The organism is Mesorhizobium sp. ZC-5 (genome assembly GCF_025753855.1).
Lineage (GTDB): Bacteria > Pseudomonadota > Alphaproteobacteria > Rhizobiales > Rhizobiaceae > Neomesorhizobium.
Window position 1 is genome coordinate 1 of the sequence record NZ_JAOWPT010000017.1, and the last position, 19,737, is coordinate 19,737.

Below are 19,737 nucleotides of genomic sequence, written 5' to 3' on the forward strand. Positions count from 1 at the left end.
TTCAACACCGCCCTCAACGCCGCCGCCAATGTCGATGCCATCTTCGACTTCTCGGTGCCGGCCGACACCATCATGCTGGAGAACACCATCTTCTCCACGCTGGCCGCCGGCGTGCTGGCGGCGACCGCCTTCCACATCGGCGCCGCTGCCGCCGATGCGCTCGATCGCATCATCTACAACAACGTCACCGGCGCCCTCATCTACGACAGCAACGGCAGTGCCGCCGGCGGCGCCACCCAGTTTGCAACCCTCGACGCAGGACTCGCAATGACAAACGCCGACTTCATCATCGTGTGAGAGCGTGTAGGAAACTTCAGCCAGGACCCCTCCTGCCCGGCTGAAGAAACACGTCGCAAGGTTGCAAAACTCTTCGAGATACCGGCATTGAAAGGCGGGGGGTAATTGCTGATGCCGCGGGTTAGAGCGGCGCGTGTCCGTTTGGACGCGCAAAGGACGCTCCAACACTTGAATCCATACATCGTGCTTTACGAAAATCGGAACGATTTCCGGGCCGGTGCACCAGACAACGGCGGCGGCAAGCTCGATTCTTACGCGCTCAGCCTGAACTTGGTCGGATCCATAGCGGCGGCCATCAGGGTCTGTGTGTATTCCTCGCGCGGATTGTCGAAGATCGCATCGGTCATGCCTTCCTCGACAATCTTGCCCTGCTTCATGACGATCAGATAATCGGCCATGGCGCGGACGACTGCGAGATCGTGGCTGATGAACAGATACGACAGGTCATGGTCTTTCTGCAGCTTGCGCAGCAATTCGACGATCTGCTTCTGCACCGAGCGGTCGAGCGCCGAGGTCGGCTCATCGAGCACGACGACCTTCGGCTTCAGGATCATGGCACGCGCGATGGCGATGCGCTGACGCTGGCCGCCGGAGAATTCGTGCGGGTAACGGTTGCGCACGAAGGGATCGAGACCGACTTCCTCCAGCGCCTGGCAGGCACGCTCGTCGCGCTGCTTGCGCGACAGCGAAGGCTCGTGGACCAGCAGGCCCTCGGTGATGATCTGGCCGACCGTCATGCGCGGCGACAGCGAGCCGAACGGATCCTGGAAAACCAATTGCAGTTCGCGCCGTAGCGGCCGCATTTCGCCGCGATCGGCCTTGGAGATGTCGCGGTTCTCGAAGCGTACGCCGCCTTCGCTGGGGAGCAAGCGCAGGAGCGCGCGGCCAAGCGTCGATTTGCCGGAGCCGGATTCGCCGACAATGCCGATGGTCTGGCCTTTCTTCAGCGCGATGTTGATGCGGTCGACGGCGCGCAACTGCATCGGGTCACCGGCAAGGAAACCGCCGCCGATCTTGAAGACGACCTCGACATTCCTGCCTTCCAGAAGAACCGGTGCATTCGGCGACGGAGGCGCCTTGCGGCCGGTTGGCTCGGCCGACAGCAGCATCTTGGTGTAGGCATGGTTCGGCGCTGAAAAGACCGCTTCGGTGGCGCCCTCCTCCACAACTTCGCCTTGCCGCATCACATAGACGCGGTCGGCGAAGCGCCTGACGATGCCAAGGTCGTGAGTAATGAAAACGATCGCCATTCCGAGCTTGCGCTGCAGTTCGGCAAGCAGCGTCAGAATCTGCGCCTGGATGGTGACATCGAGCGCCGTTGTCGGCTCGTCGGCGATGAGGATGTCAGGATCGTTGGCGAGCGCCATGGCGATCATCACGCGCTGACGCTGACCGCCCGACATCTCGTAGGGATAAGACTTCATGCGTCGTTCGGGATCCGGGATCTTCACCAGCCTCAAGAGCTTCAACGCCTCTTCGCGGGCGGCGGAGGCGCCAAGCTTGCGGTGGCGCTGGATCGGCTCGATCAACTGGTTGCCGATCGTGTAGAGCGGATCGAGCGACGTCATCGGTTCTTGGAAGATCATAGTGATCTTGCGGCCCCGAACCTCGTTGAGGCCCGATTTCGAGAGCGTCAGCAGGTTGCGGCCGCGATAGTCGACGCTGCCTGTCGCCTCACCATTGGAAGCAAGCAGCCGCATCGCCGCCATCATGGTCTGGCTCTTGCCCGAGCCGGATTCGCCGACGATGGCCACGGTTTCGCCGGCGCCGACGCGCAAATTGATGCCCTTCACCGCATCAACAACACCATCAAGCGTCCGGAAGCGAACCCGGAGGTCGTTGACGGCAAGGACGGTTTCTGGAGTGCTCATGATTACCGGTCCTTCGGATCAAGCGCGTCGCGCAGGCCGTCGCCGATGAAATTCAGCGCAAACAGCGTCGAGACAAGAAAGAAGGCCGGGAAAAGCAGCATCCAGTTTGCGGAGCCGATGTTGGCTGCACCGGCCGAGATCAGCACGCCCCAGCTGGTCATCGGCTCCTGTACGCCAAGGCCGAGGAACGACAGGAAGCTTTCGAGCAGGATCACCTGCGGCACCAGCAGCGTCATGTAGATGACGACCGGGCCGAGCAGGTTGGGGATGACGTGGCGGCGCACGATGCCGCGCGACGAGACACCCATGGCTTCGGCCGCCTGCACATATTCCTGCCGCCGGATGGAGAGCGCCTGGCCGCGCACGATGCGGGCCATGTCGAGCCACAGCACCGCGCCGACCGCAAGAAACATCAAGACGAAATTTCGCCCGAAAAACACCACCAGCATGATGACGAAGAAGATGAAGGGCAGCGAATAGAGGACATCGACGATGCGCATCATGACCTCGTCGGTCTTGCCGCCCATGAAGCCGGCGGTTGCACCGTAGACGACGCCGATGACCACGGCGACGATGCCGGCGAGCAGGCCGATGGCCAGCGATATGCGGCCAGCCATCAGCGTTCGCGACAGCAGATCGCGGCCGACATTGTCGGTGCCGAACAGGAAATACTGCTGCTTGACCGAAGCGCTCATTACCATTTCGAGGCCGTCGCTCGACGTGCTGTCAACCGTTACGCTGTCGAATGCATCGGAGCGCTCGAGGTAGCGGACATTGCGTTCGTCGACCTTCTTGGAAGAGGTGACGGTGACGGAAACACGGCTTCCTTCCTGGTGCCATTCCTTGATGTCGACGCGCATGCGTTTCACCGCATCGCTAAGGGCGGTCTCGATCATCTCCGGCCGCGGATAGGACGAAAAGCTCGGCGCGGTGCGCACGTAATCGGGGTAGATGGTGGTGTATTGGTGCGAAACGAAAAACGGTCCGACGATGCAGACCACCGCCATCAGGATCAGGTAGTACAGGCTGATCATGGCGGCCTTGTTTGCCTTCAGCCGCGCCCAGGCGTCGCCCCAAAGCGAGCGCCCGACGACCGGTTTGGCGGCGACAGTGGCCGAAGCAGCGGTGGCGTCAGTCATAACGCACCCTCGGATCCACGACGGCATACATGATGTCGACGATCAGATTGAAAACAATGGTGAAGAGCGCAATCACCACGACCGTGCCCATCACCAGCGTATAATCGCGATTGAGCGCAGCCTGGACGAAGTAACGGCCGACACCGGGAATGGCGAAGATCGTCTCGACGACGATCGAACCGGTGAGCAACGCCGCGGCGGCCGGCCCGGCGTAGGAAACGATCGGCAATACGGCGCCGCGCAAGGCATGCTTGACCACCACCGACCAGTCGGAGAGACCCATGGCGCGGGCGGTGCGGATGTGATGGGACCGCAAGGATTCGATCATCGACCCGCGCATAAGCCGGGCGACGATGGCCATTTGCGGCAGGGCGAGCGTCAGTACCGGTCCAACCATGTTGATGAAGGCGCCGCCGCCCCAGCCGCCGACCGGCAGCAGCTTCCAGGTCAGGCCGAAAAGCAGCTGGATGATGGGCGCGATCACGAAAGTCGGAATCGTGCTGCCCGCCGTCGCCACGGCAATGACGGCATAATCGCCGGATTTGTTCTGGTTGAGCGCCGCGATGATGCCGAGCGTACCGCCGAGCAGCAGCGCCACGATCAGCGCAGACAGGCCGAGTGGGATGGACACCTTCAAGCCTTCGGAAAAGAGCTCGGCGACGGTGAAATCCGGCAGGTTGTAGCTCGGGCCAAAGTCACCGTGCAAAAGGTTCTTCAGATAGTTCCAGTATTGCAGCCAAAGCGGATCGTTGAGCCCGAACTGGGCCTCCAGATTGGCCTTGATCTCCGGGCTAAGGCCCCGCTCCTGGTTGAAAGGTCCGCCGGGAGCGACCCGGATAAGAAAGAATGCGATCGTGACGATGACGAACATCGTGGGGATGGCCGTCAGCAATCTTCGAAGCAGATAGAAAAACATATCCCTACTCCGCTGTGTCTCGGGTACGGCGCGACGGGATCGGGAAGTTGCTCACAACAACAGCAAGGCGCGGCAACAAGGCAATGCCGCGAAGCATCGCCTTGTTGCTGCCAAATCCGCTGGAGGTGAGATGAGGATTGAGGTCAGTTCGACCTTCGGAACAGCGAAACCGATCTGATCGCTGTTCCTGTGATGCCGAACTGCCGTCAATTCACTCATAGCTTCCGGGCCTCAGGCCGTCGCGGGGTGCGCCGCTCCGTTAACGGAGCGGCAACACGGCGAAGTCCTAGCTCTTGCTGATGAAGCGGCTCGGATGAACGTCCATGACGTTGTCTTCGAAGCCGACAAGCTTCGGCGACACGATGTTATGGAACGAGTAGTGCAGCAACGGGATGTTGCCAACCTCGTCGACGAGGATGCGCTCGGCTTCGCCGAGGAGCTTGAAGCGCTCTTCGGGGTTGCCGCCGGCAGCCGCAGCCTTGGCCATCGCTTCCTCGAATTTCGGGCTGTTGTAGCTCGAATAGTTGTTGCCGCTCGCCTTCACCGAGATGCCGAGGAAGGTTTCTGGATCCTGATAGTCGGCGATCCAGCCGGCGCGTGCCACATCATAGTCGCCCTTTTGCTCGAGGTGAGCGTAGTGCGTCTTGGTGTCGGTGTTGAGCAGGCTAATCTCGATGCCGAGGGGCTTCAGCTGCTCCTGGATCGCGACGGCCGTGTTCTTGTGGTTCTCCGACGTGTTGTAGCGGATTTCCATCTTCAGCGGCTTGTCGGGACCGTAGCCGAGCTTCTCGAGGATTTTCTTGGCCTCGTCCTCACGGTCGATCTGCGACTTGTCGGCAAAGGTTGCCGCCGCCGAGGTGTAGCCCTGGATGCCCGGAGGCACCATCGAATAGCCCGGGAACATCGAATTGTTCCAGACCTTCTCCGCCAGGAAGTCACGGTCGATCGCCATGGAGACCGCATTGCGCAGCTCGACATTGTCCCACGGCGCCTTGTCGGTCTTGATCGCGTAATAATAGGTACCGAGATACGGCGCGACACGGATCTGATCGCCGAACTTGGCCTTCAGGTCGGTGAGCTGTTCGGTCGGCAGATCGTCATAGCTGTCAAGTTCGCCGGCCTCGAAGCGCTTCATCGCCGACGAGCGGTCTTCTGTCGGAATGAAGTTGACGACGTCGATCTTCACATTAGCGGCGTCATGGAACTTCGGGTTCTTGACCATCTTGATGTGGTCGTTCGGCACCCACTCGGCCAGCGTGAAGGCGCCGTTCGACACCAGCTTGCCCGGCTTGATCCAGTCGGCGCCCATGCTGTCGATGGCGGCCTTGTTGACCGGATAGGCGGCCTGGTGGGTCAGCATTTCAAGGAAGTAAGGCGTCGGGGCCTTCAGCGTGACTTCCAGCGTCCTGGCGTCCACGGCCTTCACGCCGAGGTCCTCAGGCTTCGCCTTGCCGCTGTTTACCTCTTCCGCGTTTGCGATCGGATAAAGCATCGAGGCGTATTCGGCACCAGTCGCCGGATCTTCCAGGCGGCGGAACGAGTAGACGAAGTCTTCTGCCGTCACCGGGCTGCCATCCGACCAGGTTGCATTCTCACGCAGCTTGAACGTGTAGGTCTTGCCGTCATCGGAAACAGTCCAGCTCTCGGCAACGCCCGGGATCAGCTCCGCCTTGGCGTCCTGCATCACCAGGCCTTCGAACAGATCGCGCAGAACATGCGCTTCGTAGACGGTGGAAGTCTTGTGCGGGTCGACCGTTTCCGGTTCTGCCGCGCTGCCGCGGTTGTAGATCACTTCGGCGATAGCCGGCGTCATGAATGCGCCGCCCGCCACGACCAGGCTCGTCGCGAGCATGGTCGCCCTGAGGAATTTATGCATTTTACACACTCCCATTTTCTTGGTCGGCCCTGAGCCGACGCTGCGCGATTATCATCACAGAATTATTCAAAGCAACACAGATTCCGTCGCAAAAAGGACATTTAGCAACCCGAAGCCCTTCTGACGCTACGGCATCACGATACGGCAGTTGGCCCATTCGGCGCCCTGCGAAGACGCCGGCGTGAGATCGTTCAACAAGGTTGGGGACCCATTGTCTCCGAGAGAAACGGACTTCCATAAAAGGTGGAAGCAACTACAATTTCCGGTAGAAGACCGCGAGGCCTTTCGCGCACCGTGAAAGAAACTTGCGAAAATCGTAATCCCGACGATATTTTTGGGACGCTCAACCGGGAGTGAAGTTTATGAGGTTACGCGCTTCATGCACGTCCTGGTTGCATCAAATTCATCCGAAGATGAAATGACCGCTGCATTTCCGGCATTCGTCAACTGGCGCGCTGCGATACGTGGCGAGGATGGTGTTCTTCGGTGATGCTTCCCAACGGCGGCTGAGCTTGCGATTGCATCCGCCCCGGCTTTCTTCATGCTTTTTTGTGGAAGATTGCGCCTGCACCAGTATTTTCACCCTTCAACGACCATTTTAGCTCATCCGCGCGATGAAAACGCCCAATCCGGGCAAGGGAACTATATTGCCGCCCGCTATCTCAGCACTGCCTCGGGAAACCAGCACGGTGACGGCACCGGCTTCGGCGGGAAGGTGGAACGTCGACGGGTCGGATGAAAAATTGAAGACGCAAAGCAGGGTGCCGCCGTCCGCCTTGCGCTTGAAGGCGAGCACATTGTCGCCGGCATCCAGAAATTCGATCGAGCCATGGACCAAGGCCGGGTGTTCCCTGCGGAAGGACAGCACGCGCCGATAGTGTGCGAGCACGGAGTTGTCGTCGGCGTCCTGCTCATCGGCCGCGCGGGCAAGATGGTCCTGCGGAACCGGCAACCAGGGCTTCGCCGTCGAAAACCCGCCATTCGGCTGTGCCGCCTCCCAGACCATCGGTGTGCGGCAGCCGTCCCTTCCCTTGAAGGCCGGCCAGAAACGGATGCCGTAGGGGTCGCGCAGATCCTCGAATGCAAGCTCGGCTTCCGGCAGGCCGAGCTCCTCGCCCTGGTAGAGGCAGATCGAGCCGCGCAGGGCGGCGAGCAGCGTGATCGAGAATTTGGCGACGGCGTCGGGATCGCCACCCGGCGCAGTCCAACGCGACACATGACGCATCACGTCGTGGTTGGAAAAAGCCCAGCAGATCCAGCCGCCGACGACCGCCGTTTCGAACGCCTCGACACACTTTCGGACATGTGCGGCGGAGAATTCGGGACCGAGCAGGTCGAAGGTGTAGCACATATGCAGGCGCTCGCCGCCTTCGGTGTAGGCCGCGACCGTGCGCAGGGAGCGCTCGCCGTCGCCGACCTCGCCAACGGAAGCGCGGGCATCGTAAGCATCGAGCAGCGCGCGGAAGCGCTTCAGGAAGTCGAGATTTTCCGGCTGCGTCTTGTCGTGCAGGTGATCCTGGTAGCCGTAGGGATTGGTGTCGGGAATGTCGTTCGCCTTGTTCACCGGCATCGGCGGATTGTCGCGCAGCAGACGGTCGTGAAAATAGAAGTTGACGGTATCGAGGCGGAAGCCGTCGACGCCGCGCTCCAGCCAGAAACGCACGGTTTCCAGCAATGCATCCTGCACTTGCGGATTGTGGAAATTCAGATCCGGCTGCGAGGCGAGGAAATTGTGCATGTAATATTGCTTACGGGTCGAATCCCATTCCCAGGCGGGCCCGCCGAAGATCGCCAGCCAATTGTTGGGCGCCGTCCCGTCCGGCCTCGGATCGGCCCAGACGAACCAGTCGGCCTTGGCGTTGTCGCGGCTCGCCCTGCTTTCGACGAACCAGGGGTGCTGGTCCGAGGTGTGCGACAGCACCTGGTCGATGATGACCTTCAGGCCGAGCCGGTGCGCCTCGGCGACCAGCCGGTCGAAATCCTCGAGGGAGCCGAACATCGGGTCGACGGCGCAATAGTCCGAGACGTCGTAACCCATGTCGGCCATCGGCGACTTGAAGAACGGCGACAGCCACACCGCATCGACGCCCAGGGAAGCGATGTGCGGCAGCCGCGCCGTGATGCCGGCGAGATCACCGCTGCCATCGCCGGTCGAATCCTGGAAGGAGCGCGGATAGACCTGATAGATTGCGGCGCCGCGCCACCAGTTGTTGTTCGGATCGCCCGTTGCCATGCCCCTCCCCTTCAATCCACGCCGGCGGCTGCCTTGCGTTCGGCAAGGAAGGCAACCGTTCGCCCCGGCACGCGCCAGGCGCTTTCGCCGGCCAGCAGTTCGGCGCCGCCTTCGTCCGGCACGACCAGCACCCATACATAACCGTTCCGCTGCGACAGCGAAAAGACGGTCGCTCGCCGGTCGCCGTTGACCAGAACGGCGATGCGACCTTCAGTCGTGGCGAGTTGCATCGTCAGTCTGTGGCGGTTTGGGTCGTTCCATTCGGCTTCGGTCAAGGGGACGCCGGTTTCCGACAGCCATTCGACATCGGGTATCTCCCCGCTGGCAGCCGGCTTTCCGGTCAGAAAAGCGATGTTGGTCAAGGCTGGCATCGACTTGCGCAGGGCCGCCAGAGCATAGACGTGCTGTTCCAGCCCGAGATCAGGATTTGTCCAGTCGAGCCAGGTGATTTCATTGTCCTGCGCATAGGCGTTGTTGTTACCCTTCTGGGTGCGGCCGAATTCGTCGCCGGCCGTCAGCATGATGGAGCCGCGCGAGGCGAACAGCGTCGCAAGCTGCGCCTTCAAATCGCCGCGGCGGGCTTCGCCGACGTTCGGGTCGCTGGTTTCCCCCTCGACGCCGTTGTTCCACGACAGGTTCTCATTATGGCCGTCGCGGTTTTCCTCGCCATTGGCGTCATTGTGTTTGCGCTCGTAGGCGACCGTGTCGGCGAGCGTCATGCCGTCGTGGGCGGCGATGAAGTTGACGGTGCGGGTTTCTCCAGCGTTGTTGCCAAACACATCCGACGATCCGGCGAACCGTGTCGCCAGGGCGCCGGCCATGCCGCGGTCGCCACGCCAGAAGCGGCGGATATCGTCGCGGTAGCGGTCATTCCATTCGAGAAAGGGTTTTCCAAAATTGCCGAGCTGGTACCCGTCGGGGCCGATGTCCCACGGCTCGGCGATCAGCACACGGTCAGCAAGCAGCGGATCGGCGCGGATTTCGCACAGCAGCGGCGCGTCCGGGGAAAAGCCGCTGTCGCCGCGGCCGAGAACGGTGGCGAGGTCGAAGCGGAAGCCGTCAACGCCGGCATTCTGGACAAAATGGCGAAGCGTATCGAGGATCATTTCGCGCATGACGGGACGCTGCGTGGCGATCGTATTACCGGTGCCGGTGTCGTTGACCAGGGACCCGTCCGGCGCGTGGCGATAGTAAGCAAGATTGTCGAGGCCGCGCAGCGACAACGTCGGGCCGAACCAGTCGCTTTCGCCGGTGTGGTTGAAGACAAGGTCGAGGATGACGCCGATGCCGGCCGACCTCAACGTCGCCACCGCGTCGCGGAGTTCCGTGAGGCCGCCGGGCGCAAGGCGCGGATCGAGCGCCATGAACGTCACCGGGTTGTAACCCCAGGCATTGCTCAGCCCGAGCGGCGGCAGGTGCCGCTCGTCGATCCACGCTGTGACCGGCATCAGCTCGATTGCCGAGGCGCCGAGCTTTTGCAGATGCGCGATGATTGCGGGGTGCGCCAACGCGGCGACGGTGCCGCGCTGCGCTTGCGGGATTTCCGGGTGCAGTTTCGTGAAGGCGCGGACGTTGAGTTCGTAGATCAGTCCGCCAGGCTTGAAGACGGGCTCATTTGCGGCGACGGAGTCGAGCGGCGCCTGCACGATGGCTTTCGGCATCAGCGGCGCGGTATCGCCGCCCTCGCCCCGCCGCGCGACAAGCCGTGGATCGTAGAGGTAAGGCCGGTCGATGGCGGTCGCATAAGGATCGACAAGCAGCTTGTCCGGATCGAACCAGAGGCCGCGCGCGGGATCGTAGTCGCCGTCGGCGCGGAAGCCGTAGCGGGCGCGGGCGGAGAGGCCGGGCACGACAAGGGAATGCATGCCCTTGTCTGTCGTTTCGAGTTCCAGACGGTCAGTTTCACGATCGCCGCTTGCGTCGAAGAGAGAGAGCCAGATGCGTGTTGCGGAACCGGACCAGACGGAGAAGCGGACGCCGTTGTGGGTGACGGTGGCGCCGAAACGCGGACGCTCCGAGCGCATCAGCCGAAAGTGCAGATGACGGCCAATCTCCCCCCTTGTGGGGGAGATGTCCGGCAGGACAGAGGGGGGCGCGAAGAAACGCGACCCATCCGTTGTGTTGAAGCAGCGGGACCAGACAAGATGATGGCAACGCGAAGCCCACAGGCTCGCGCCCTACGTTGCCCCCCTCTGTCCTGCCGGACATCTCCCCCACAAGGGGGGAGATTGACCTTCATGACTACCCTCACGTGATCACCGTCGGCTTGTCGCGGCCGGTGTGTTTTTTGATGCCGGCGAGCGTTTCGGCGGCGGCGATCAGGTCGGCGAGTGCGGCCTGCGTTTCGAGGTCGAGCCTGCCGTCCTTGGGTTCGTAGCGCTCGATGTAGACGCGCAGCGTGGCACCCGACGTGCCGGTGCCGGAAAGCCGGAAGACGACCCGCGACCCACCCTCGAACATCACCCGGATGCCCTGGTGCTTGCTGACCGAGCCGTCGACCGGGTCGTCGTACTGGAAATCGTCGGCGGCCACGATCTTCAGATCGCCGATGCTTGTTCCCGGCAAGGACGCCAGCTTGCCGCGCAGGCCGTCAATCAGGGCATTGGCGCGTTCGGTTTCGACCTCTTCGTAGTCGTGGCGGGAATAATAATTGCGGCCGTATTCGGCCCAGTGCTTCTCGACGATCTGCTTGGCGCTTTCGCCGCGCAGGGCGAGGATATTCAGCCACAAGAGCACCGCCCACAGGCCGTCCTTTTCGCGCACATGGTCGGAGCCGGTGCCAGCACTTTCCTCGCCGCAGATCGTCGCCATGCCGGCGTCGAGCAGATTGCCGAAAAATTTCCAACCGGTCGGCGTTTCGTACATGCCGACGCCCATCTTCTCGGCGACACGGTCGGCCGCGCCGCTGGTCGGCATTGAGCGCGCGATGCCTTTCAGGCCGTCCTTGTAACCCGGCGCGAGGTGGGCGTTGGCTGCGAGGATGGCCAGCGAGTCGGACGGCGTGACAAAGATGCCCTTGCCGATGATCAGGTTGCGGTCGCCGTCGCCATCGGAGGCAGCGCCGAAGTCCGGTGCGTCCGGCCCCATCATCTCGTCGTAGAGATGCTTGGCGTGGACGAGGTTGGGATCAGGGTGGTGGCCGCCGAAATCCGGCAGCGGCTTGAAGTTGCGCGCCGTGCCTTTCGGCGCGCCGAGGCGCAGTTCGAGGATTTCGCGGGCATAGGGCCCGGTCACCGCGTGCATGGCATCGAAAGCCATGCGGAAGCCGTATTTGAAGTTGGCGCGGATGGCATCGAAATCGAACAGGCTTTCCATCAGTTCGGCATAATCGGTGACCGGATCGATGATCTTCACCTTCATGCCGCCAGCGTCGAACTCACCGATCCTGTCGATGTCGATCTGGGGAATATCCGCGATCTTGTAGCTGGAGATCGCTTTGGTGCGCGCAAAGATCGCGTCGGTGATCTTTTCGGGCGCCGGGCCGCCGTTGCCGATGTTGTACTTGATGCCGAAATCCTCGTGCGGGCCGCCGGGATTGTGGCTTGCCGAAAGGATGATGCCGCCGAACGCCTTGTATTTGCGGATGATGTGCGAAGCCGCTGGCGTCGAGAGGATGCCGCCGCGACCGACGATGACCGACCCGAAGCCATTCGCCGCCGCCATGGCTATGGCGATCTGGATCACCTCGCGGTTGAAATAACGGCCATCGCCGCCGATCACCAGTTCCTTGCCTTCGAAGCCTTCGAGGGAATCGAAAACCGACTGGATGAAGTTTTCCGCATAGTTCGGCTGCTGGAAGACCGGCACCTTCTTGCGCAGCCCGGACGTGCCCGGCTTCTGGTCGTCATACGGCTTAGTTTCGACGGTTCTGATCATATGGTGCCAAGTCCCTTCGAGGCGAGTCGGTGGAAGAGAGCCGCATAGCGGGCGGCACTCTTCTCCCAGGAAACGTCGGACTTCATGCCCTGAAGCTGAAGCGATTTCCAAGCGGCCGGCGTTTCATAAATGGTCACCGCGCGATGCACGGCGTGAAGAAAGGCGTCGATGTTGGCCGGCGCGAACTGGAAACCGGTCGCCGACCCCGCCGAAACGGCGGCCTCGTTGGCGTCGACGATGGTGTCGGCAAGGCCGCCGGTGCGCGCAACAATCGGCACGCAGCCATAGCGCAGCCCATAAAGCTGGGTCAGGCCGCAGGGTTCGAAACGCGACGGGATGATGATCGCGTCACAGCCGCCCTGCATCAGATGCGACAGGCCCTCGTCGTAACCGATGACGACGCCGATGCGCCCACGGTGGCGGGCAGCACCTGCCAGCAGAGCGCCTTCCAGCGCACTGTCGCCGGAACCGAGAACCGCCAGCCGCACACCCATGCCGGCCAGCGCATCGATGGCGCCAACCAGGATGTCCATCCCCTTCTGCCAGGTCAGCCGGCTGACCACGCACAGGATCGGGCTATCGTCGCGATCAAGATTGAAACGATCCTCGATGGCGCGCTTGTTGGCTTTGCGCCCCTTCAACGATTTCACCGAATAGGTTTCGGCGAGATGCGTGTCCGTCGCCGGGTTCCAGATTTCCGTGTCGATGCCGTTGACGATGCCGGAGAGGTCGCCGGCGCGCAAATTGACCAACCCGTCGAGGCCCATGCCGAATTCGGGCGTACGGATTTCCTGCGCATAGGTCGGGCTGACGGTGGTGATGGCGGAAGCCGCCTGCAGCCCCGCCTTCAGGAAACCGACGCCGCCGTAATATTCGACACCGTCGAGCGCCATGGCCTGCGGGGGCAAGCCTAGCGAGGGAAAGACCGATGCGGGAAATTGCCCCTGAAAGGCCAGGTTGTGCACCGTCATGACGGTCGGCAAGGACGCGGCGGCGCCATAGCGCATATAGGCAAGCGTCATCGCGGCCTGCCAGTCATGCGCGTGGACGAGGCCCGGCGCGTAGCCCGCGATGGCGCCGGCGGCAATGTCGGCCCCTGCCCTGCCCAACGCCGCGAAGCGCCGCGCATTGTCGGCCCAGTCGGCGCCGGTCGGATCGCCGTAAGGGCCGCCGACGCGATCGAAGAGATGCGGCGCGTCGAGAACAAGAAGGTCGAGCCCGCCGACCTTCACCGAGACGACCGAAGCCTTGCCGCCCTGCATGTCATCATATTGATAGACCGGCTTTTTCTTCTTCAACTGGCTTCGCACTACGGGATAGCCGGGAAGCAGCGTGCGGACATGGATGCCCTGCCCGGCCAGAGCGATCGGCAAGGCGCCGGCGACATCGGCCAGGCCGCCGGTCTTGACCAGCGGATAGACCTCCGATGCCACCGAAAGCACGTCCACGATCAGGCCTCCAGCCTGTTGATCATGTCCTGGGTGATGAGGCAGATACCCTTCTCGGACAAGCGGAAACGTTTGGCGTCGAGTTCCTGATCCTCGCCGACCACGAGGCCTTCGGGAATTCGCACCCCGTGGTCGATGACGACCCGCTTCAGCGACGCGTTGCGGCCGACATGGCAGTCCGGCAGCATGACGACGTCTTCCAGCTTGGCGTAGGAGTTGATGCGCGCGCCTGTGAAGATCAGGCTGCGCTTCAATGCAGCGCCGGAGATGATGCAGTCGCCCGAGACCAGCGACGAGACCGCCGAACCGCGGCGATCCTCCTCGTCATGCACGAACTTTGCTGGCGGCTTCAACTCGGCATAGGTCCAGATCGGCCAGTCGCGATCGTAGAGGTCGAGCTCGGGCGTCACGTCGGTCAGGTCGATATTGGCTTCCCAATAGGCATCGATGGTGCCGACGTCGCGCCAGTAGGCCTGGGCCTCCGATGTCGAGCGCACGCAGGACTTGGCGAAACGATGCGCGACCGCCTTACCGTGCTGGACGATGTAGGGGATGATGTCCTTGCCGAAGTCGCGGCTGGAATCGGGTTCGGTCGCGTCGCGGCGCAACTGGTCCATCAGGAACTTGGTCTTGAAGACGTAGATACCCATCGAGGCCAGCGCGAACTCGGGCTTGTCGGGAATGCCGGGCGGGTCCGCGGGTTTTTCGACGAAGGCGATAATGTTGTCCTTCTCGTCGACATGCATGACTCCGAAGCCGGTGGCTTCCATGCGCGGCACTTCGAGGCAGCCAACCGTGACATCTGCCTTGGCGTCGACGTGCTGGCGCAGCATCAGTTCGTAATCCATCTTGTAGATATGGTCGCCGGCCAGGATGACCATGTATTCCGGGCCGTAGGCCTCGATGATGTCGATATTCTGGAACACCGCGTCGGCGGTGCCTTCATACCATTGCGTCTCCGAAACGCGCTGGCTGGCCGGCAGGATGTCGAAGCTCTCGTTTCGCTCGGGGCGCAGGAAGTTCCAGCCGCGCTGCAGGTGGCGGATCAGCGAATGCGCCTTGTACTGGGTGGCGACGCCCATGCGGCGGATGCCGGAGTTCAGCGCGTTGGAAAGCGCGAAGTCGATAATGCGCGTCTTGCCGCCGAAATAGACGGCAGGCTTGGCGCGCCGGTCCGTGAGTTCCTTCAGCCGGCTGCCCCGCCCGCCGGCCAGAACATAGGCCATGGCGTCGCGCGCCAGTGGCTGGTTCTTCTTTGCCTCCATGAAACCCTCCCAGGTCTGCTACTCCAGAACAAATTCCAGCATGATGGTCGCCAGCGGCGGCAACAGCATCAGCGCGTGCGCGGCGCCGCCTTTGCCGTCCGCCGTCGCTTCCACGCGGCCGCCATTGCCCTGGCCGGCACCACCATATTCGTCAGCATCGGTATTGACGATCTCGCGCCAGCTTCCCGCGTGCGGCAGCGGCACGCGATAGTTTTCCCGCGGCACCGGCGTGAAATTGGAAATCACCGCGATGGGATTGCCGCCGGGCGCGGTGCGCAGCCAGGCGAACACCGAATTCTGGTGGTCGTCGACGATCAGCCAGGAAAAGCCTTCAGGCTCGCAATCGCGGGCATGCAACGCCGGTCTTGAACGGTAGAGGTAGTTCAGGTCGCGCACCAACTGGCCCATGCCGCGATGCGGGGCGTATTCAAGCAAATGCCAGTCGAGCGATTTCGCCTCGTTCCACTCGGCGCGCTGGGCGAACTCCTGGCCCATGAAAAGCAGCTTTTTGCCGGGATAGCCCCACATGAAGGCGTAATAGGCGCGCAGCGTGGCGAACTTCTGCCAGTCATCGCCGGCGATCTTGGAAATCAGCGTGCCTTTGCCGTGCACAACCTCGTCATGCGAAATCGGCAGCACGAAATTCTCGCTGAACGCGTAAAGAAGCCCGAACGTGATCTCGTTGTGGTGGTGCTTGCGAAAAACCGGCTCGCGGGCGAGGTAATCGAGCGTGTCGTGCATGAAGCCCATGTTCCACTTGAAGCCGAAGCCCAGCCCGCCTTCATGCACCGGCTGTGATACTTTCGGCCATGACGTCGATTCCTCGGCGATGGTCATGACGCCGGGATGGGCGCCGTAGACTTCCTTGTTCATGCGCTGCAGGAAAGCGACCGCCTCCAGATTCTCGCGGCCACCCTTCTCGTTGGGGATCCACTCGCCCTGCTTGCGCGAATAATCGAGGTAGAGCATCGAGGCGACCGCATCGACGCGCAATCCGTCGAGATGGTACTTTTCGGCCCAGAACACGGCGTTGTTGACGAGGTAGGCAATCACCTCGCGGCGACCAAAATTGTAGATCGCGGTGTTCCAGTCGGGATGGAATCCCTTGCGCGGATCAGCATGCTCATAGAGAGCGGTGCCGTCGAACTGTACGAGGCCATGCTCGTCGACGGGAAAATGCGCCGGCACCCAGTCGAGGATGATGCCGATGCCGGCCTGGTGGGCGCCGTCGACGAAGCGGGCGAAGCCTTCCGGATCGCCGAAGCGCGCGGTCGGTGCATAGAGACCGGTGGTCTGATAGCCCCAGGACGGATCGTAGGGATGCTCGGTGATCGGCAGGAATTCGATATGGGTGAAGCCCATTTCGGACACGTAGGGGATCAGGCGGTTGCCGAGTTCATCCCACGACAGGAACCCTCCGTCTTCGGCGCGCTGCCAGGAACCCGCATGGACTTCGTAGATCGAGATCGGTTCGCGGCGCGGGTCCGCGGTCTTCCAGTAGGCGCGGTGCGCCTGGTCGTTCCATTCGTGGCGCAGGGGCGCCATGGTGACCGAAGCGGTGGCCGGACGCAGTTCGGAGCGGAAAGCGAACGGGTCGGCCTTCAACGGAACCGGATTGCCGTCGGCGCCGATGATCTCGAACTTGTAGGGACGCCCCTCACCGATGTCGGGCACGAAGATTTCCCAGATGCCGGTGTCGATGCGATGACGCATGGAATGGCGGCGGCCGTCCCATTCATTAAAGTCGCCAACCACGGAGACGCGCCGAGCATTGGGCGCCCAGACCGCGAAATGCACGCCCGAGGCGCCCTCATGGTCGATCAGATGGGCGCCGAGCTTGTCGAAGAGCCGGAGGTGCGAGCCTTCGGCGATATAATAGTCGTCCATCGGCCCGAGCACCGGCCCGAACGAATAAGGGTCGGTCACGGTCCATTCGCCGCCGGCATTCCTGGCCAGATAGCGCAATGGCTGGCGCTTGCGGATCGACAGCTTGCCGTCGAAGAAACCCGCATCATTGCGCCAGGTGAGTTGGCCGACCGGCTTGCCGGCCAAGGTCAGGGCGTTAACGGATTCGGCATGCGGGATGAAGCAGCGGGCGACAAACCCCTTGCCGGCGGATTGGACGCCGAGCAGGGAAAACGGATCGCCATGGTTGCCCGCAATAATCGCCTCGATGTCGGAAACAGCCGTCAGTTCCGGCGTTTCCCTGGTCGCGGCGCTAACGCGGGCTTTCTTCATGCAGTCCGTGTCCTCCCCCGGAACTTCAACACTAAGCTCTTCTTCGCTGCCTGGACAATTCCATCACACCGGCACGTTCCAGATTTCGCTGGCGTATTGGCGGATCGTTCGGTCGGACGAGAACCAGCCGACCCGCGCCACGTTGCGGATCGCCTTGGCCTGCCATTCAGGGCTGTTCTTCCAGATCGCATCGACCCTGCGCTGCGCCTCGGCGTAGGCGTCGAAGTCGGCGGCCACCATGAACCAGTCGCTGTCGTAGATACCGTTGATCAGGTCGCGGAAACGGTTGGGATCGTCGGGCGAAAATACACCGGAAGCGATGGCCGACAGCGCCTGCGCGAGTTCCGGCGAGCCTTCAATGATCTCGCGCGGCCGGTAGCCGTTGGCACGACGTTCGGCGACTTCGGCCGCCGTCAGGCCGAAGATGACGATGTTGTCGTCGCCGACGCACTCCTTGATCTCGACATTGGCGCCGTCGAGCGTGCCGATGGTGATGGCGCCGTTCAGCGCGAACTTCATGTTGCCGGTGCCCGACGCTTCCATGCCGGCGGTGGAAATCTGCTCCGACAGATCGGCGGCCGGCACCATGATTTCAGCCAGGCTGACGCGATAGTTGGGAATGAAGACGATCTTCAAGAGGCCGCGCACCGCCGGATCGCGGTTGATGACGCGGGCGACATCGTTGGCGAGCTTTATGATCAGCTTGGCGTTGTGGTAGCTGGGCGCCGCCTTGCCGCCGAAGAATTTCACCCGCGGCATCCAGTCCTTTTCGGGGTGCGAGCGGATCTGGTCGTAGAGCGCCACCGCCTCGATGATGTTGAGCAATTGGCGCTTGTATTCGTGGATGCGCTTGATCTGGATGTCGAACAGCGCCGACGGGTCGAGCTTGATGCCGAGACGTTCGGCGACAAGATCGGACAGACGCTGCTTGTTGGCCCGCTTCACGGCGGCGAACTTTTCGCGGAACGCCGCATCCTCAGCCAGCGGGTCCAGGCCCGACAGGAGATTGATGTCGTCGAGGAAGCCGTCGCCGATGGCTTCCCGTGCGAGGGTGGTGAGGCCGGGATTGCACTGGATCAGCCAGCGGCGCGGCGTGATGCCGTTGGTCTTGTTGTTGATGCGGCCGGGATAAAGCCGATGCAGGTCGGCGAATACCGTCTCCTTCATGAGTTCGGTATGCAGGGCCGAAACACCGTTGATCGAATGCGAGCCGACGAAGGCCAGGTTGCCCATGCGCACGCGCCGGTCGGTTCCTTCGTGGATCAGGGAGATGCTGCCGATCTGCGGGTCGTCGAATTTCTGGGTGGCGCGCGCCTCCAGCAGGATCTGCGCATTGATTGCGTAGACAATCTGCATGTGGCGCGGCAGAAGCCGCTCGAATAGCGGCACCGGCCAGCTTTCCAGCGCCTCCGGCAGCAGCGTGTGGTTGGTGTAGGCGAAGGTGCGCTTGGTAAGATCCCAGGCGGTATCGAAGTCGATGGCGTGGACATCCATCAGCAGGCGCATCAGTTCGGCGACGGCGACGGCCGGGTGCGTGTCGTTGAGATGGATCGCAGCCTTGTCTGGAAGCGACAGCAGTTCGCCATACTGGCTGAGATGCCGCTGGACGATATCTTCCAGCGAAGCGGCGGAGAAGAAGTATTCCTGCCGCAGCCGCAATTCCTGGCCGGCAAGATGCGAATCCGCCGGGTAAAGAACCTGCGTGAGAACTTCCGCCTTGTTGCTTTCGCGCAGCGCGCCGATGTGGTCGCCGGCGTTGAAGGCTTCGAGCAGGATCGGATCGACCGGCATCGCCGACCATAGCCGTAGTGTGTTGACGCGCTCGCCGCGCCAGCCGACCACCGGAGTATCATAGGCGACTGCCAGCACCCGCTCGGTCGGCTTCCAGATATGCCGCTCCAGCCGCCCGTCCTTCGACGTGACGGATTCGACGGTGCCGCCGAAACCGACCTCGAAGGAGCGTTCGCGCCGTTCGAATTCCCAGGGATTGCCGTGGTCGAGCCAGGTTTCCGGCAATTCGACCTGCCAGCCATCGGAAAATTCCTGGCGGAACAGGCCGTGGACATAACGGATGCCGTAGCCATGCGCCGGCACGTTCACGGTGGCCATCGATTCCATGAAGCAGGCAGCGAGACGCCCGAGGCCGCCATTGCCGAGGGCGGCGTCCGGCTCCAGTTTGGCGATCACGTCGATGTCGACGCCGAGCGAGGAAAGCGCCTCGCGCATGTTGTCGAGCAGGCCGATATTGGAGAAGGCATCGCGCATCAGCCGGCCGATGAGGAATTCCAGCGAGAGGTAGTAAACCCGCTTTTCCTGCTGCTCGTAGGCTTCCTTGGTGGACGCGATCCAGCGCTCGATGATACGGTCGCGCACCACCTTGATGGACGCGGTCAGCCAATCGTGCGGCGTCGCGACACTGGCGTCCTTGCCTAACCTGTAGGTCAGGCTCTTCAGGATTTCGGTTGCGAGCGTCTTGGGATCGGAATTGTGCAGGATCGGCCTCAGAAGTTCGGAGTTCGGCGCCAAGGTCATTCAGTTCTTCCGTTCTGCCGGCGATCCTCGGACCGCCATCATTCCT

General features: G+C 62.3%; 11 protein-coding genes and 1 pseudogene. 1 reads left to right on the forward strand and 11 read right to left on the reverse strand.

The features are described 5' to 3' along the window. Positions 1-297, forward strand: a pseudogene (locus OHD58_RS27540) (calcium-binding protein); the annotation flags it as partial. Between the two features lie 251 nt (positions 298-548). Here the strand turns inward: OHD58_RS27540 and OHD58_RS27545 are convergent. From OHD58_RS27545 to OHD58_RS27595, 11 genes are all read right to left on the reverse strand, one after another. Further along, entirely contained in the window at positions 549-2,168 is a 1,620-nt protein-coding gene (locus OHD58_RS27545; protein WP_263806813.1) for an ABC transporter ATP-binding protein, read from the reverse strand. Between the two features lie 2 nt (positions 2,169-2,170). Next, complete coding sequence (locus OHD58_RS27550; RefSeq protein WP_263806814.1) at positions 2,171-3,307, reverse strand: ABC transporter permease; 1,137 nt, start codon at positions 3,305-3,307, stop codon at positions 2,171-2,173. Then, a complete protein-coding gene (locus OHD58_RS27555; RefSeq protein WP_263806815.1) occupies positions 3,300-4,223 on the reverse strand; it encodes an ABC transporter permease subunit in 924 nt (307 codons plus the stop codon). The genes OHD58_RS27550 and OHD58_RS27555 overlap by 8 nt, the downstream gene beginning before the upstream one ends. Positions 4,224-4,509: 286 nt before the next feature. After that, on the reverse strand, positions 4,510-6,099 hold the full coding sequence (locus tag OHD58_RS27560; RefSeq protein ID WP_263806816.1) for a peptide ABC transporter substrate-binding protein: 1,590 nt from the start codon (positions 6,097-6,099) through the stop codon (positions 4,510-4,512). Positions 6,100-6,697: 598 nt separating this feature from the next. Then, positions 6,698-8,332 carry an alpha-glucosidase family protein gene (locus OHD58_RS27565; protein ID WP_263806817.1) on the reverse strand — a complete coding sequence of 545 codons (1,635 nt, stop codon included), beginning with the start codon at positions 8,330-8,332 and terminating at the stop codon, positions 6,698-6,700. An 11-nt stretch (positions 8,333-8,343) separates the two neighbouring features. Then, positions 8,344-10,359: a glycogen debranching protein GlgX gene (gene glgX / locus OHD58_RS27570; protein WP_412177306.1), complete on the reverse strand. Its 2,016-nt coding sequence runs from the start codon at positions 10,357-10,359 to the stop codon at positions 8,344-8,346. A 220-nt stretch (positions 10,360-10,579) separates the two neighbouring features. Further along, entirely contained in the window at positions 10,580-12,208 is a 1,629-nt protein-coding gene (locus tag OHD58_RS27575; RefSeq protein ID WP_263806819.1) for an alpha-D-glucose phosphate-specific phosphoglucomutase, read from the reverse strand. Beyond that, a complete protein-coding gene (glgA, locus tag OHD58_RS27580) occupies positions 12,205-13,656 on the reverse strand; it encodes a glycogen synthase GlgA (RefSeq protein WP_263806820.1) in 1,452 nt (483 codons plus the stop codon). The genes OHD58_RS27575 and glgA overlap by 4 nt, the downstream gene beginning before the upstream one ends. 2 nt (positions 13,657-13,658) lie before the next feature. Then, positions 13,659-14,921, reverse strand: a complete 1,263-nt coding sequence (glgC, locus tag OHD58_RS27585) for a glucose-1-phosphate adenylyltransferase (protein WP_263806821.1) — start codon at positions 14,919-14,921, stop codon at positions 13,659-13,661. Positions 14,922-14,939: 18 nt separating this feature from the next. Continuing rightward, a complete protein-coding gene (gene glgB / locus OHD58_RS27590; protein ID WP_263806822.1) occupies positions 14,940-17,159 on the reverse strand; it encodes a 1,4-alpha-glucan branching protein GlgB in 2,220 nt (739 codons plus the stop codon). 63 nt (positions 17,160-17,222) lie between these two features. Next, positions 17,223-19,691: a glycogen/starch/alpha-glucan phosphorylase gene (locus OHD58_RS27595; protein WP_263806823.1), complete on the reverse strand. Its 2,469-nt coding sequence runs from the start codon at positions 19,689-19,691 to the stop codon at positions 17,223-17,225. Positions 19,692-19,737: the final 46 nt, after the last annotated feature.